This is a genomic window from Paraburkholderia sartisoli (assembly GCF_900107685.1).
In the GTDB taxonomy this organism is placed as follows: Bacteria; Pseudomonadota; Gammaproteobacteria; order Burkholderiales; family Burkholderiaceae; genus Paraburkholderia; species Paraburkholderia sartisoli.
This window is the reverse complement of the sequence record NZ_FNRQ01000001.1, coordinates 224,292-236,644: the sequence shown is the minus strand read 5'-3', so window position 1 is coordinate 236,644 and position 12,353 is coordinate 224,292. Positions and strand designations below refer to the sequence as shown.

At 64.0% G+C, this 12,353-nt stretch carries 13 protein-coding genes; 11 read left to right on the top strand and 2 right to left on the bottom strand.

Annotated elements, in window-relative coordinates:
• Nucleotides 1-32: 32 nt before the first annotated feature.
• Together BLV45_RS01155 and BLV45_RS01150 are read right to left on the bottom strand one after the other, a co-directional pair.
• Nucleotides 33-611 (bottom strand): adenine phosphoribosyltransferase, encoded by a 579-nt coding sequence (locus tag BLV45_RS01155; protein WP_090527763.1) that lies wholly within the window; start codon nt 609-611, stop codon nt 33-35.
• A gap of 129 nt (nt 612-740) precedes the next feature.
• Nucleotides 741-2,744 carry a monovalent cation:proton antiporter family protein gene (locus BLV45_RS01150; RefSeq protein WP_090527760.1) on the bottom strand — a complete coding sequence of 668 codons (2,004 nt, stop codon included), beginning with the start codon at nt 2,742-2,744 and terminating at the stop codon, nt 741-743.
• A 149-nt stretch (nt 2,745-2,893) separates the two neighbouring features.
• Here BLV45_RS01150 and kdsD point away from each other — a divergent pair, with 149 nt between their 5' ends.
• The 11 genes from kdsD (at nt 2,894) to BLV45_RS01095 (ending at nt 12,345) form a co-directional block, all read left to right on the top strand.
• Complete coding sequence (gene kdsD, locus BLV45_RS01145) at nt 2,894-3,877, top strand: arabinose 5-phosphate isomerase KdsD (RefSeq protein WP_090527757.1); 984 nt, start codon at nt 2,894-2,896, stop codon at nt 3,875-3,877.
• Nucleotides 3,877-4,440, top strand: coding sequence for a KdsC family phosphatase (locus BLV45_RS01140; protein WP_090527754.1), 564 nt, complete (start codon nt 3,877-3,879; stop codon nt 4,438-4,440). Before kdsD ends, BLV45_RS01140 begins: the two co-directional genes overlap by 1 nt.
• Nucleotides 4,437-5,042 carry an LPS export ABC transporter periplasmic protein LptC gene (gene lptC / locus BLV45_RS01135; protein ID WP_090527751.1) on the top strand — a complete coding sequence of 202 codons (606 nt, stop codon included), beginning with the start codon at nt 4,437-4,439 and terminating at the stop codon, nt 5,040-5,042. Before BLV45_RS01140 ends, lptC begins: the two co-directional genes overlap by 4 nt.
• A 21-nt stretch (nt 5,043-5,063) precedes the next feature.
• Nucleotides 5,064-5,759, top strand: coding sequence for a lipopolysaccharide transport periplasmic protein LptA (gene lptA / locus BLV45_RS01130; protein ID WP_090527748.1), 696 nt, complete (start codon nt 5,064-5,066; stop codon nt 5,757-5,759).
• Complete coding sequence (lptB, locus tag BLV45_RS01125; RefSeq protein WP_090527745.1) at nt 5,756-6,538, top strand: LPS export ABC transporter ATP-binding protein; 783 nt, start codon at nt 5,756-5,758, stop codon at nt 6,536-6,538. Before lptA ends, lptB begins: the two co-directional genes overlap by 4 nt.
• 198 nt (nt 6,539-6,736) lie before the next feature.
• Nucleotides 6,737-8,251, top strand: coding sequence for an RNA polymerase factor sigma-54 (locus BLV45_RS01120; protein WP_090527742.1), 1,515 nt, complete (start codon nt 6,737-6,739; stop codon nt 8,249-8,251).
• Between the two features lie 172 nt (nt 8,252-8,423).
• Nucleotides 8,424-8,783 carry a ribosome hibernation-promoting factor, HPF/YfiA family gene (hpf, locus tag BLV45_RS01115; RefSeq protein WP_090527739.1) on the top strand — a complete coding sequence of 120 codons (360 nt, stop codon included), beginning with the start codon at nt 8,424-8,426 and terminating at the stop codon, nt 8,781-8,783.
• A gap of 270 nt (nt 8,784-9,053) precedes the next feature.
• The gene (locus BLV45_RS01110) at nt 9,054-9,569 is read left to right on the top strand and encodes a PTS sugar transporter subunit IIA (RefSeq protein WP_090527736.1); all 516 of its coding nucleotides are present in this window, start codon (nt 9,054-9,056) and stop codon (nt 9,567-9,569) included.
• A gap of 146 nt (nt 9,570-9,715) precedes the next feature.
• On the top strand, nt 9,716-10,684 hold the full coding sequence (hprK, locus tag BLV45_RS01105; protein ID WP_090527733.1) for an HPr(Ser) kinase/phosphatase: 969 nt from the start codon (nt 9,716-9,718) through the stop codon (nt 10,682-10,684).
• A 91-nt stretch (nt 10,685-10,775) separates the two neighbouring features.
• Nucleotides 10,776-11,669 (top strand): RNase adapter RapZ, encoded by an 894-nt coding sequence (gene rapZ / locus BLV45_RS01100; protein WP_090527731.1) that lies wholly within the window; start codon nt 10,776-10,778, stop codon nt 11,667-11,669.
• Between the two features lie 40 nt (nt 11,670-11,709).
• Nucleotides 11,710-12,345, top strand: a complete 636-nt coding sequence (locus tag BLV45_RS01095; RefSeq protein WP_090527728.1) for an LON peptidase substrate-binding domain-containing protein — start codon at nt 11,710-11,712, stop codon at nt 12,343-12,345.
• Nucleotides 12,346-12,353: the final 8 nt, after the last annotated feature.

Below are 12,353 nucleotides of genomic sequence, written 5' to 3'. Positions count from 1 at the left end.
CCAGGTGCGTTGGACGAGTACGCGGCGTGCGGTCAGTGTCCGCCGAATTCGGTCACGGTGTAGAGCGGCAGCCCCGCTTCGCGCAGAAGCCGCGCGCCGCCCAGGTCCGGCAGATCGATGATCGCCGCGCCTTCCACCACCAGCGCACCGAGTCGTTCGAGCAGCTTCTTGCCGGCCATCATCGTGCCGCCGGTTGCGATCAGATCGTCGATGAGCACGACGCGGTCGCCCGGGCCGCACGCGTCCTCGTGAATCTCGACGGTCGCCGTGCCATATTCGAGGTGATACGACTCCGCGACCGTCCTGTACGGCAGCTTGCCGACCTTGCGGATCGGGATGAAACCGAGATTCAGTTCGAACGCGAGAATCGGCCCGATGATGAAACCGCGCGCGTCCAGCCCCGCGATGTAGTCGAGCTTCGCGTCGATATAGCGCAGCACGAACAGGTCGATCAGCACGCGCATTGCTTTTGGCTGCTGCAGCAACGGCGTGATGTCGCGAAACTGCACGCCGGGCTGCGGCCAGTCGGGCACCGTGCGGATCTGGCTCTTCACGAACTCAGCCGCGTTCAGTGGCGCATCGGCGGGCGCGAGCGAAGTTGCGTTGGACATGATGTCTCCAGTATCCCGGGTAATGGCTTCAATGTTGGTCGCGCTGGCGGCGCTTCGGAAACCGCCCATGGCGGTATTGCCGCGCGAGGCATGCGGCCCGTGAAAAAGTGGGCGGCCGGTACAGCCCGCTCAGGCCGCGACCGCACCCGCACGCCGATGTTTCGACAGCCGCTCTTCCGCTTCGGCCAGCGCTTCAGGCAAACCGCGCAGCACGACGATGTCGAGCGCGCGCAGACGCGTTTCCGGATCCGGCTCGACGCCGCGAATGCCGTGCCGCCTGATCGCCGTCACTTCGACGCCGAGCTCGTAAAGCCCCAGTTCCGCAAGCGTGCGACCCACCGCGTCGGCCTTTTCGTCGACCGGCACCGATTGTAGCCGCACCTGTTCGTGACTGTCCTCGTCGCCCTGGTCGTCGGCGCCGTGGAAATAGCCGCGCAGCAGGCTGTATCGCTCGTCGCGCATCTCCTCGACGCGCCGCACGACGCGCCGCATCGGCACGCCCATCAGCACGAGCGTGTGCGACGCCAGCATCAGGCTGCCTTCCACGATCTCCGGAATCACCTCGGTCGCGCCGGCGGCGAGCAGCTTCTCCAGGTCGGCGTCGTCGACGGTCCGCACGATCACCGGCAGCGTCGGCTCGAGTTCGTGAATGTTGTTCAGCACGCGCAGCGCGGACGGCGTGTTCGCATACGTGATCGCGACCGTCGCGCAACGATGGAGACCGGCGGCGAGCAGCGACTCGCGCCGTCCGGCGTCGCCGAACACGACCGATTCGCCTGCCGCCGCGGCGGCCGCCACGCGATCCGGGTCGAGGTCGAGCGCGACGTACGAAAGGCCTTCGTGTTCGAGCATGCGCGCGAGATTCTGCCCCGCGCGGCCGTACCCGCAGATGATCACGTGGCCGCTCTGCTTCAGGCTCTGCGTGGCGATGCGCGTCATCTGCAACGATTGCATCATCCATTCCGACGACGACAGGCGCAGCACGATCCGGTCCGCGTTCTGGATCAGGAACGGCGCGGCCAGCATCGACAGCAGCATCGCGGCGAGGATGGCCTGCAGCAACGTGGCGTCGACGAGATGCTTGTCGAGAATCAGGTTCAGCAGCACGAAGCCGAATTCGCCCGCCTGCGCAAGGCCGATACCCGTGCGCATCGCGACCCCGGGCGAGGCGCCGAAAAGCCGCGAGAGCGCCGTGATCATCACCATTTTCAGCAGGATCGGCCCGAGCAGGAAGCCGAGCACGATGAACGGATGCTGCCAGACCACCTGCGGGTTCAGCAGCATGCCGGTCGTCACGAAGAAGAGCCCGAGCAGCACGTCGCGAAACGGCCTGATGTCCTCTTCCACCTGATGCCGGTAAGGCGTTTCGGCGATCAGCATGCCGGCGATGAACGCGCCAAGCGCTAGCGACAGACCGAATTTCTCCGTGATGAACGCGGCGCCCAGTGTCACCAGCAGCAGGTTCAGGATGAACAGTTCCTGCGAGCGCCGCCGCGCGACCACGTTGAACCAGCGCGTCATGAAGCGCTGCCCGACGATCAGCAGCACGGCGAGCGCGATCACGATCTTCACCGCGGCGAGGCCGAGCGCCTCCATCAGATGCTTCGAATCGCTGCCGAACGCGGCGATGATGATGAGCAGCGGCACCACGGCCAGATCCTGGAACAGCAGCACGCCGAAAATATTGCGGCCGTGTTCCGTTTCGATTTCGAGCCGCTCGGCGAGCATCTTGCTGACGATCGCCGTCGACGACATCGCGAGCGCGCCGCCCAGCGCCACGCTCGCCTCCCATGTGATGTGTACCCAGCGCTCCAGCACGTAGCCGAGCGCAAGCGCGACCGCGATCGTGCCGAGCACCTGGAGCAGGCCCAGCCCGAACACCAGCCGGCGCATCGAGCGCAGCTTCGCGAGCGAAAACTCCAGCCCGATCGAGAACATCAGGAACACGACGCCGAACTCGGCGAGATTCTGCGCGCCCGCGGAATCCGGCACGATCCCGAGCGCGTGCGGACCGACGACGATGCCCACCGTCAGATACCCGAGCATCGGCGGCAGGTTCAGATAGCGGAACACGACAACGCCCGCCACCGAAGCCAGCAGCAGGAACAGCGTCATTTCGAGCGGGGAAATCATCGGCGAATGCGCATCGGGAAAGCGTCCTCGTTCGTCAGGAACCGCCGCGCGCGAAACGCCCGCGCGACAAGGTCAGGGGGCCCGTGAAGGCAGCGGCCGGGCACGTCCCGCCCGGCGCGGCGAACAAACGCCTTTGCTATACTCCGCGAATGATAGCGAAAATCAATGGCGATCGGGCGCTCGCGCTCGCTCGCGACGTGCTCGACATCGAAGCGGACGCCGTGCGCGCCCTTCGCGATCAACTCGACGATGGTTTTGTCGAGGCGATCGACTTTATCCTCAGTTGCCGTGGACGCGTCGTCGTTTCCGGCATCGGCAAATCCGGCCACGTGGCCCGCAAGCTGGCCGCGACGCTCGCGAGCACCGGCTCGCCGGCGTTTTTCGTGCATCCGGCCGAAGCGAGCCATGGCGACCTCGGCATGGTCACCGCCGAGGACGTCTTCATCGCGATGTCGAATTCGGGCGAATCCGAAGAACTCGTCTCGATCCTGCCGCTCATCAAGCGTCTCGGCGCCAGGCTGATTGCCATCACCGGCAAGCCGGCCTCGACGCTCGCCAAGCTCGCGGACGTCCATCTGAACGCCGGCGTCTCGAAAGAAGCCTGCCCGATGAATCTCGCGCCCACAGCCAGCACCACGGCCGCGCTCGCGCTCGGCGACGCGCTCGCGGTGGCCGTGCTCGACGCGCGCGGCTTCGGCGCCGACGACTTCGCGCGCTCGCATCCGGGCGGCGCGCTCGGCCGGCGCCTGCTCACCTACGTGCGCGACGTCATGCGCACCGGCAGCGAAATCCCGAAGGTACCTGACAACGCCACGCTGCGCGAAGCGCTGATGCAGCTCACGGCAAAGCGCATGGGCATGACGGCGATCGTCGATTCGAACGATCACGTCGAGGGCATTTTCACCGATGGCGACCTGCGGCGCGTGCTCGAACGTGCGGGCGACTTCCGCGAACTGCCGATCGCGGACGTGATGACGAAGGGCCCGCGCATGATCGGCCCCGACCACCTGGCCGTCGAAGCCGTGGAACTGATGGAGCGGCACCGGATCAACCAGATGCTGGTTGTCGATGAATCCGGCAAGCTCATCGGCGCGCTCAACATGCACGACCTGTTCTCCAAGAAGGTGATCTGATGGCCGCCGCCCCGCTTACCGCCACTGAACGCGCGAGCCGCGTGAAGCTGATGATCTTCGACGTCGACGGCGTGCTGACCGACGGTGGTCTGATGTTTACCGCCGAAGGCGACACGATGAAGGCGTTCCATTCGATGGACGGCCACGGCGCGAAACTGCTTCGCCAGGCGGGCATCGACACGGCCATCATCACGGGCCGCAAATCGGGCATCGTCGCCGTGCGCGCGAAGGAACTGAAGATCACGCACCTGTATCAGGGCATCGAAAACAAGCCTGAAGCGTTCGCCGAACTGCTGAAGGAAACCGGCCTGAGCGCCGGGGAATGCGGCTACATGGGCGACGACTGGGTCGATCTCGCGGTGATGCTGAAGGTCGGCTTCGCCGCCGCGCCGGCGAATTCGCATCCGGAAGTGATCGCGCGCGCCCACTGGGTCTCCGAGGCGCGCGGCGGCCACGGCGCGGTGCGTGAAGTCTGCGACACGCTGCTGCGCGCACAGCACAAGTATGACGCACTGCTCGCGGCAGCCTGCGGCGGCGGCGACCAGCAGGGCCTCGTCGGATGAACCAGTTCCGCCTGACTTCGCTGATTCCGCTCGTCGCGATGGCGGCGCTCGCCGGTATCACGTGGTGGCTGCTGCAGGCCACGCTGCCGCCGCCCAACGAGGGCGCGCCGCACAAGAAGGCGCACACGCCCGACTATTTCGCCGACAACTTCTCCGTCTCCGAACTCGACCAGTCGGGCGCCACGCAATACCGCCTGACCGCGGCGCACATGGTCCATTACGAGGACGACGAAGACAGCGACCTGACCAAACCTGCGATCCGCGCGTTCCAGCCGGGCAAGCCGATCGTCACGGCAACGGGCGATCGCGGCACGGTGAACGGCGATGCATCGATCGTCAACCTGTACGACAATGCGCGGATCCTGCGCGCCGCGGGCTACGGCGACCCGGCCATGCAGGCCGATTCCGAGCATTTCCGCGTGCTGGTGAACGACGATGTCATCGAGACCGAAAAGCCGGTTAAACTTCAACGCGGTCCGTCTGTCATGACGGCCAGCGGCATGAACTACAACAACGTCACCCGGGTTATGCAACTGTTCGGCAACGTGCGCGGCGCCATCGCCGCGTCCGATAGCGCCGGCTCTCCCCGGCAACCCGGGTAAATCCATTCCAGGCGTGACTGCATGAACGAATCGTTCCCTCGTCCTGATACCGGCCGCGCCCACGCGTGGTCCGTGTACCGTGCCGCGCTCGCCGCGCTGCTCGTCGCGTTGCCGCTCGCCGGCTTCGCGCCGGTTGCGCACGCCGAGCGTGCCGACAAGGACAAACCGCTGAATATCGAAGCGGACAACATGACTTACGACGACCTGAAACAGGTCAACATTTTCACGGGCCACGTCGTGGCCACGAAAGGCACGATCGTCATCAAGGCGGACCGCGTCGAGGTGCATCAGGACCCGCAGGGCTATCAGTACGCGACGGGCACGTCGACCGGCAAGAACCTCTCGTACTTCCGCCAGAAGCGCGAAGGCGTCGACGAATACGTCGAAGGCGATGCGGAACGTATCGACTACGACGGCAAACAGGACCTGACCACGCTGACCACCCGTGCCACCGTGCGCCGCCTGCAGGGCCTGACGACGCTGATGGACGAAGTGCATGGCAGCGTGATCACGTACGACGGCCAGAACGATTTCTATACGGCGAAGGCCGGCAAGGACGTCGCGGGTCCGGGCAATCCGACGGGCCGCGTCCGCGCGATGCTCGCGCCGCGTAACGGTGGCCCCGCGCCGCTGAACGGCGCATCGGCCACGCTCGTGCCGTCCACGCAGCTGCCGGCGCAGGGTCAAGCCCAGGGCCAGGGAGTAACGAAGCCGTGAGCGCACCCGCCCTGCCCAATCGCAAGCCAGCCGGCACCAGCAGTTCGCTTTCCGTGCGCAACCTGAAGAAACGCTACGGCTCGCGCACGGTCGTGAAGGACGTGTCGCTCGAGGTGAAGAGCGGAGAAGTGGTCGGTCTGCTCGGCCCGAACGGCGCCGGCAAGACCACGTCGTTCTACATGATCGTCGGTCTCGTGCCGCTCGACGCTGGCGCAATCGATCTCGACGGCAGGTCGATCAGCCTGCTGCCGATCCACAAACGCGCGTCGCTCGGACTGTCGTATCTGCCGCAGGAAGCGTCCGTGTTCCGCAAGCTCACCGTCGAGGAAAACATCCGCGCGGTGCTCGAACTGCAACACGACGACGACGGCAAGCTCCTCACGAAAGACGCGATTTCCGCACGCACGGAAGCATTGCTCGACGAGTTGCAGATTGCGCATCTGCGCGAGAATCCGGCGCTGTCGCTGTCGGGCGGCGAGCGCCGGCGCGTTGAAATCGCGCGTGCGCTCGCGACCAATCCGAGCTTCATTCTGCTCGACGAACCGTTCGCCGGCGTGGACCCGATCGCGGTGCTGGAAATCCAGAAGATCGTGAAGTTCCTGAAGCAGCGCAACATCGGTGTGCTGATCACCGACCACAATGTGCGCGAAACGCTCGGCATCTGTGACCACGCGTACATTATCAGCGACGGTAGCGTGCTAGCGGCCGGCGCACCCGGCGAAATCATCGAAAACGAAAACGTGCGGCGCGTCTACCTGGGCGAGCATTTCCGCATGTAATCGACGGCCTCGCGGACGGCAATTCCGGTTTCATGCCGTCCGCGAGGCCAGTACACCCTCGCTCCTGGACATCCGGGACACGCTGGCGGGGCGCTTCAAACGCACCCACCAACATCGAATCCACGCAACGGGCATTTTTGTGACTGTTGCAAGGTATCGCGCTCGTGGCAAACTCTCTACAATGAATCTCAACCTGCCATGAAAGCCAGCCTCCAACTCCGCCTGTCGCAGCATCTTGCGCTGACCCCACAACTTCAGCAGTCCATCCGGCTGCTGCAGTTGTCTACGCTTGAGTTGCAGCAGGAAGTCTCGATGGCGATCTCCCAGAATCCGCTGCTCGAAAACGAGGACGACTGGATCGCGAGTCCGCTGCGTGTCGCAGCGGACGGTTCGCTGATCACGCAGGCGCCGGGCAACGCGCCCCCGCAGGAGCAGATGGGCAGCACGAGCTCGTCTTCGTCCTCTACCTCCGAGCGCGCGGAGAACGGCGAGCCGCGGGGCGTCGATGAATACAACGGCCTCTCGTCCGACAGCAATGGCGACTCGAGCCAGTGGAATCTGGACGACTACGGCCGCTCGGGTAGCGCTTCGGACGACGACGATCTGCCACCATTGCAGATCCACGAATCGAGCACGAGCCTGCGCGACCATCTGGGCGCGCAGCTGCGCGTCACGCAGGCGGGTCAACGTGACCGCGCGCTCATCACCTTCCTGATCGAATCGCTCGACGACGACGGCTACCTGACCGCCACGCTCGAAGAAGTGATCGCCGACCTGCCCGACGAACTCGAAGTCGATCTCGACGAGCTGAACGCGGCGCTTGCGCTGCTGCACAGCTTCGATCCGGCGGGGGTCGGCGCACGTTCGGCATCCGAATGTCTGAAGCTGCAACTTCTGCGGCTCGAATCGTCGCCCACGCGCACGCTTGCACTCGACATCGTCGCCCACCATCTGGAACTGCTCGCGGCGCGTGATTTCACGCGTCTGCGCAAGCACCTGAAGGCCAACGACGACGAACTGCGCGACGCACACGCGCTCATCCGCTCACTCGAACCGTTCCCAGGCGCCGCGTATGGCAAGGCGGAAGCGGACTACGTCGTGCCGGACATCATGGTGAAGCGCACGGCCCAGGGATGGATTGCGGAGCTGAACCCGGAAGTGGTCCCCAAACTGCGCATAAACCACCTTTATGCAAACATTCTTCGCAATAGCAGGGGCGATCCGGGGAGCGGTTCGTTGCGCCAGCAACTCCAGGAAGCGCGCTGGCTGATCAAGAATATCCAGCAGAGATTCGAGACGATCCTTCGGGTTGCACAGGCGATTGTCGAGCGTCAGAAGAGCTTTTTTGTGCATGGCGAAATTGCCATGCGCCCCTTGGTTTTGCGGGAAATTGCTGATACGCTGGGACTACACGAGTCGACTGTCTCGCGTGTGACAACGGGCAAGTACATGCTCACGCCCTTCGGGACGCTTGAATTTAAGTACTTCTTTGGATCGCACGTTTCCACTGACACGGGTGGCGCAGCCTCATCAACGGCTATTCGCGCACTCATCAAGCAACTGATAGGAGCAGAAGAGCCGAAATCTCCTCTTTCAGACAGCCGCATAGCCGAACTGCTGGCGGAACAGGGCTTTGTCGTGGCGCGGCGAACCGTCGCGAAGTACCGTGAAGCCCTGAGAATCCCCGCGGTGAACCTGCGCAAGTCTCTGTAGCCGGTCGCATACTGTGGCCGGCATTTACCGGCCGCGGCGCGATGGGCGACAAGGCTGGCCGATGCGACCCGTCAACAGCCAGTCACAGGGGAAGACTGGAAGGCGAGCCGACAGTTCGACCGGCGCTTGCTGGGCATGCACGTCAAGGCGGCCACTAGCATGGAGAAGCACTATGAATCTGAAGATCAGTGGACACCATCTCGAAGTAACGCCTGCGTTGCGCGAATACGTGATCTCCAAACTGGATAAGGTGCTAAGACATTTCGATCAGGTAATCGATGGCAGTGTGGTCCTCTCGGTCGACAACCACAAGGAAAAGGAAAAGCGGCAAAAGGTTGAAATCAACCTGCATGTGAAGGGCAAGGACTTATTTGTCGAAAGCGCGGATGGCGACCTGTACGCCGCAATCGACCTGATGATCGACAAGCTGGACAGGCAAGTCATTCGTCACAAGGATCGCCTCCAGGGCCATCAGCACGAAGCGATCAAATATCAGCCGCTGGCACCGCAAATCGAAGTGCCGCCGCAATAAGGGTCCATCACCAGAAGCGTTCCTTCAGGCATTTCCGCCAGACCGCCCGATTACGGGCGGTTTTTCGTTGGACGCCCCACCCGTCCGCACCACACACCCTCACCCGGCGAATCCGCCGCGGAAAACCCCGCTTTTCATCGATGGCGCGCCGCACCATCCGTGATCACCCTGTTCTATAATGTTCCGGTTACTATCGGGGTCAATCAGCGGTAGTCCTGCGCTTTCGGTCTCCACCGTCTATCGCCATATCGCCGTGTGTGCCTGTTGAACATGGAACGCCACCCAAACGCTACGGCGAGGAGAATCCAGGCCACGTTTCCGCCTGCCAACATGAATCGTCTAGCCAAATATCTTCCCCTCGACAATGTCGTCGTCGGTCTTGCCGTTACCAGCAAAAAGCGTGTCTTCGAACAGGCCGGCCTGATCTTCGAGAACCAGAACGGCATCGCCCGCAGCACGGTCACCGACAATCTGTTTGCGCGCGAGCGCCTCGGGTCAACAGGGCTCGGCGAAGGCGTTGCGATTCCTCACGGCCGGATCAAGGGCCTGAAGCATCCGCTCGCCGCGTTCGTGCGTCTCGCCGACCCTATTCCCTTCGAATCCCCCGACGGTCAGCCGGTGTCGCTGCTGATCTTCCTGCTCGTGCCGGAACAGGCCACCCAGCAGCACCTGGAAATCCTGTCGGAAATCGCGCAGTTGCTGTCCGATCGCGAAGCACGCGAGCGGCTGCACACGGAAGAAGACCGCGAGGCGTTGCATCGCCTGCTCACTCAGTGGCAACCTTGATGTATTGAAGGCGAAGCTCGCCAGATACAGGTCCGGCAACAGCACCCGAACCGGCCCGGCTCACGCCGGCCGGACCGGCCGCGATACACACAGGCCAGCCAGGGCCAGACGCGCGGGCCAGCGGCCCATAACGGAGTCACGGACTCATGGATACGTCCAGCATCAACGCCCAGAGCATTTTCGACGACAACGCCGCCGTGCTGAAACTCAGCTGGCTGACCGGGCATGAAGGCTGGGAGCGCGGGTTTTCGGCGGAAACGGTTGCGTACGCCACCTCCAGCGCCGACCTCGTCGGCCACTTGAACCTGATTCACCCGAACCGGATCCAGGTGCTGGGCGACGCCGAAGTCGAGTATTACCAGCGCCAGGCCGACGAGAGCCGCTCGCGTCACATGGCCGAGCTGATCGCGCTCGAGCCGCCGTTCCTCGTCGTCGCGGGTGGCGTTGCCGCGCCGCCGGAACTGGTGCTGCGCTGTACGCGCTCGTCCACGCCGCTCTTCACCACGCCGATGTCGGCCGCGGCTGTCATCGACAGCCTGCGGCTCTATATGTCGCGCATTCTGGCGCCGCGCGCCACGCTGCACGGCGTGTTCCTCGACATCCTCGGCATGGGCGTGCTGCTGACGGGCGACTCCGGTCTTGGTAAAAGCGAACTCGGCCTGGAACTGATCAGCCGTGGCCACGGCCTCGTTGCTGACGACGCGGTGGATTTCGTGCGGCTCGGGCCCGACTTTGTCGAAGGCCGCTGCCCGCCGCTGCTGCAGAACCTGCTCGAGGTGCGCGGCCTGGGCCTGCTCGACATCAAGACGATTTTCGGTGAAACCGCCGTGCGCCGGAAAATGAAGCTGAAACTGATCGTCCAGCTGGTGCGCCGGCCGGATGGCGAGTTCCAGCGTCTGCCGCTCGAAAGCCAGACCGTCGACGTGCTGGGCCTGCCCATCAGCAAGGTCACCATTCAGGTGGCCGCCGGCCGCAACCTCGCGGTGCTGGTCGAAGCGGCCGTGCGCAACACGATCCTGCAATTGCGCGGCATCGACACGCTGCGCGACTTCATGGACCGCCAGCGTCTCGCGATGCAGGATCCGGACAGCCAGTTTCCCGGCAAGCTGATCTAGCCGGCGTGCGCGCCTCCCGGCACGTCAGGGCATCGCGTCACCGGCACGCGGGGCGCGATGCTATGATGAAACGAACGGATTTCACGACCTCATGCGCATTATCCTGATCACCGGCATTTCCGGCTCCGGCAAGTCTGTCGCACTGAACGCGGTCGAAGACGCGGGGTACTACTGCGTCGACAACCTGCCGCCGCGCTTCCTGCCGCCGCTCGCCGCCTACCTCGGCGAGCACGGCCACGAACGGCTCGCCGTCGCGATCGACGCGCGCTCCAGCGCCTCGCTCGACGAAATGCCCGAGATGATCCGTGACCTCGCGCGTGAACACGACGTGCGCGTGCTGTTTCTGAACGCGAGCACGCAATCGCTGATCCAGCGCTTTTCCGAGACACGGCGGCGTCATCCGCTGTCGGGTTCGCCGTCGCACGATGCAAACGTTGGCGTGTTGCGTTCGCTCGAAGAAGCCATTGAAAACGAACGGGAACTCGTCGCGAATCTCGCCGAGTTCGGCCATCAGATCGACACCAGCAATCTGCGCGCGAACGTGCTGCGCGCGTGGGTCAAGCGCTTCATCGAGCAGGAACGCGCGGGCCTCACGCTGATGTTCGAATCGTTCGGTTTCAAACGCGGCGTGCCGCTCGATGCCGATTTCGTCTTCGACGTGCGCATGCTGCCAAATCCTTACTACGACCGCGAACTGCGTCCGCTCACGGGTCTCGACAAGCCCGTGATCGACTTTCTGGGTGCGTTGCCGGTCGTCACGCAGATGATCGACGACATCCACGGGTTCATCGCGAAGTGGTTGCCGCATTTCCGCGACGACAACCGCAGTTATCTGACCGTCGCGATTGGCTGCACGGGCGGTCAGCATCGCTCCGTGTTTATCGCCGAGACGCTCGCCGCGCGTCTTTCGGGCGAATCGAATGTGATTGTGCGGCACCGCGATGCGCCGCTCGACGTCGGCGAATCTTCGAAGCTACTGGCTTAACCGGTCGCATCGCGCGGCCTTAACCTTCGAGCGTTGCGCAATGTCCACTACTCCTGCCGTGCTTGCCGATCTGCCGCTTTTTCCGCTGCATACCGTGCTGTTTCCCGGCGGTCTGCTGCCGCTGAAAATCTTCGAGACGCGTTATCTGGACATGGCAAGCGAGTGTCTTCGCGAGAAGACGCCGTTCGGCGTCTGTTTGCTGAAGAGTGGCGGCGAAGTGGCGCGGCCCGATGAGCCGTCCGTGCCTGAATCAATCGGCTGCCTCGCTGAAATCGAGCAATGCGATGTGGAATCGTTCGGCATGCTGCTGATCCGCGCGCGCGGCACGCGGCGCTTCCGGCTGCTGTCGCACCGTGCGCAACCGGACGGGCTGCTGGTCGGCATGGCCGAGCCGATCGGCGACGATATTCCGCTCGAAGGCACCGTGCATCTGGAGCGGTTCGGCGCCTGCGCGGAAGTGCTGGAGCGCATCATCGCGACGATCCGCGAGCGCGACGCCGACAGCCTGCCGTTCGCCGAGCCGTTCCGGCTCGACGATCCTTCGTGGGTATCGAACCGTCTGTCAGAAGTACTGCCGATTGCGTTGCGCGCGCGGCAAAAGCTGATGGAACTACAGGACGCCGGCGCACGGATCGACGTCGTGCATCACTACATGCAGCAGCATCAACTGCTATAGCATCGCGC

Bases quoted from the DNA above. Each gene is read 5' to 3' on its own strand.
- BLV45_RS01110 (WP_090527736.1), top strand. From the start codon at position 9,054: ATGGAACGCCACCCAAACGCTACGGCGAGGAGAATCCAGGCCACGTTT.
- hpf (WP_090527739.1), top strand. From the start codon at position 8,424: ATGAATCTGAAGATCAGTGGACACCATCTCGAAGTAACGCCTGCGTTG.
- BLV45_RS01120 (WP_090527742.1), top strand. From the start codon at position 6,737: ATGAAAGCCAGCCTCCAACTCCGCCTGTCGCAGCATCTTGCGCTGACC.
- BLV45_RS01095 (WP_090527728.1), top strand. From the start codon at position 11,710: ATGTCCACTACTCCTGCCGTGCTTGCCGATCTGCCGCTTTTTCCGCTG.
- BLV45_RS01155 (WP_090527763.1), bottom strand. From the start codon at position 611: ATGTCCAACGCAACTTCGCTCGCGCCCGCCGATGCGCCACTGAACGCG.
- BLV45_RS01140 (WP_090527754.1), top strand. From the start codon at position 3,877: ATGGCCGCCGCCCCGCTTACCGCCACTGAACGCGCGAGCCGCGTGAAG.
- rapZ (WP_090527731.1), top strand. From the start codon at position 10,776: ATGCGCATTATCCTGATCACCGGCATTTCCGGCTCCGGCAAGTCTGTC.
- lptA (WP_090527748.1), top strand. From the start codon at position 5,064: ATGAACGAATCGTTCCCTCGTCCTGATACCGGCCGCGCCCACGCGTGG.
- lptC (WP_090527751.1), top strand. From the start codon at position 4,437: ATGAACCAGTTCCGCCTGACTTCGCTGATTCCGCTCGTCGCGATGGCG.
- BLV45_RS01150 (WP_090527760.1), bottom strand. From the start codon at position 2,744: ATGATTTCCCCGCTCGAAATGACGCTGTTCCTGCTGCTGGCTTCGGTG.
- hprK (WP_090527733.1), top strand. From the start codon at position 9,716: ATGGATACGTCCAGCATCAACGCCCAGAGCATTTTCGACGACAACGCC.
- kdsD (WP_090527757.1), top strand. From the start codon at position 2,894: ATGATAGCGAAAATCAATGGCGATCGGGCGCTCGCGCTCGCTCGCGAC.